The organism is Burkholderia sp. A9 (assembly GCF_000801975.1).
The window spans coordinates 1-2458 of record NZ_JSZN01000064.1; the positions used below are offsets into that span (position 1 = coordinate 1).

At 65.3% G+C, this 2458-nt stretch carries 2 protein-coding genes; both read right to left on the minus strand.

Annotated features, from left to right (window positions below):
* A partial coding sequence (locus PI86_RS15395) for a glycosyltransferase family 2 protein (protein ID WP_039324282.1) occupies positions 1-836 on the minus strand: 836 nt, incomplete at its 3' end.
* 964 nt (positions 837-1800) lie between these two features.
* Positions 1801-2103 carry a hypothetical protein gene (locus tag PI86_RS15405; RefSeq protein WP_039324279.1) on the minus strand — a complete coding sequence of 101 codons (303 nt, stop codon included), beginning with the start codon at positions 2101-2103 and terminating at the stop codon, positions 1801-1803.
* Positions 2104-2458: the final 355 nt, after the last annotated feature.

Sequence of the window (2458 nt, forward strand, 5' to 3'; positions counted from 1 at the left end):
CCGAGCAGCAGCAGGCCCGCGACAAACAGCAGGAGCCCCGGCATCACGAAGACGTGGTTGGGTGCGTACGTGAGGATGAAGCGCAGGTGCCGCCAGCCGTCGCGGAACGAACGCAGGTGCGGCGGACGGTTGCGTTTGTCGGGGTGGAGCACGGTCGGAATCTCGACGATGCGCAATCCGTTGCGCGCCGCGTTCATCACCATCTCCGATGCGAACTCCATCCCGGGCGTCTGCAGATCCATGCGCGCGAACGCTTCCCGCGTGAACGCACGCATCCCGCAATGGAAATCGCCGACCGGGACGCTGCAGGTCAGTCGTGCAATCGTCGACAGTACCGGATTGCCGAGATAGCGATGAAGCGGCGGCATCGCATGCGGCATGATGCCGCCTTTGAAGCGGTTGCCGATGACGAACTCGTAGCCCTCGTCGATCTTCGCGACGAAGCCGCGGATGTTCGACCAGTCATAGGAGTCGTCCGCGTCGCCCATGATGATGATGTCGCCGTCGGCCGCGGCAATGCCGGCCATCAGCGCCGAGCCGTAGCCCCGAACCGGCTGATGCACCACCTTGGCACCGAGCTCGCGAGCAATCTCGACTGAGCGGTCGGTGGAACCGTTGTCGGCGATGACGACCTGACCCGTGACACCCAGCTTGGCGAAGCTGCGTTGCGCTTTCACGATGCACATGGCCAGCGTCATTTCCTCGTCGAGGCAGGGCATAACGGCCGACACCCTGATCCGAGCGGCCGAGGGACCGTTCTCGCCTGCGGCTGGCGCGGCATGATTCGAAGCCGGCGCGCCGCCACAATCCTCGCGCAGAACAATATCGCTCGCCATTTTGGTCTCCTGATTGGTTACATGCTTTTCCTGGCTCTCGCGTTGCGGCGGGCCGGACCTGACGCCGCGTACCGATTTGCCAGCCGGTCAGGACGTGTCAGCGCGACTGGCGTCGACGCGAGCGCGTGCCGCGCAGTCCTGATCGTCCGGAGCGAACGCGATGCAGTTCGTGCTCGATGCCAAGTCCGCGGATGCCACGCGGCGGTGCGATTTCACGTATTCGCGCGATGCCGGGGGCGATGGCTGGCAGCGCCGACGTCCGGCGCCGCCCATCACATTCCGAAATTCGATCGTGTTCGACGGTGCGGCGGATGTGCGACGACGGTTGCGCAGGCCGCGCCAGCAAAGGGCTCGAAATGGCTGGGCGGTGCAAATAGGGTGTGGCCGCGTCCGCGGAATTGCGCGGGCGGGATCCGGAAATGGATATCGAGACGGCATGTTCTTCGCAATGCCGAACAGAATGAGCGCAGCATGCTGCTCAACCCCGAATTCGCCGGCCATGCGGCTTGAGTTCTGGTTTTCATATTCGCCCCGAATACGAAACGACTATTTGAGTGTATGGCGTCTACGTGCGCCGTCCAACCAGCGTTGACTCAAATCTTCTGACTTTGGGCTGGCGAGACGATTGACGACGCACGCAGGGAGCGTGCCATGTACCCGGAAACGCCCAGCCGGCTGACCGCGGGTCGCCGCTTCGCGCGCGATCGCGATTTCGCCGTCGGAAATGTTTCAGTCCTGTAACGCGTGAGCGGTGCGGGCCGGGCTTCCGGATCCCGGTTGCGGTGTGTCGCGATCGAGGTGCACCGGACGAAACCTCGCGCGGCACGTCGTGTTTCAGGCGTGAAACATTCGATCCGGAAGCTGGCGCTGTGGGGTTCGAACTTGGCGAGGGGATGCGCGCTGCGAAGACGATGAGAGGCTGGCCTGCGGCTCGAAACGTTCTGAACGTTCGTCGGTTCGCGGGCTAGTTCAGCCATTCATTGACGGTCTTGAAGGTCGGCACCGACAACGCGACGAGCGCCGCCGCGACGATCGCGAGCCTGTTCCGCAACAGCACGCAGATGCCGATGCCCAGCGTATCGAACGCGCCGCTCAGCAGGAGCGTCAGCCCGATCCGCGCATACCCGGCGCCGTCATCGAAGTGCAACGTGTCCTGCGTCATCCTGAGCGCGACATAGCCGGCGACGGTCGTGCTGGCCGGCAGGCACAGGATCGAGCAGGGCACGATGATGAGGAGCAGGCGCAGCGTCGCGTCGACGGGCTTCATCGCGGGCGGTTCTGGTTCTGTTGGACGGATCGTGCCGATCCGTTCGCGACGCCGGTGGTCGGCGAGTCGGCGGATCGGGCAGCCGGCAGGGTGCGGCCGTTTGTGCGGTTTGGCAATCGCGAGACCGCGTTGTCGATCCGGTAGCCGGCACACGACGCCCGGCACCGCCCCCGCTGCGCGCCGGTTCAGCCCACCATCCCGCCCGTTCCCCGGCCCGCCGCACTCACCCTCGCCCGAAACTCGGTCGCTTCGGATCGTACGTCCACCCCGGCACCAGATACCGCATCGCCATCGCATCATCGCGCGCGGTGCCGCCGACCTCCCGGTACAGCGCATGCGCGGCCTCGACCTGCGC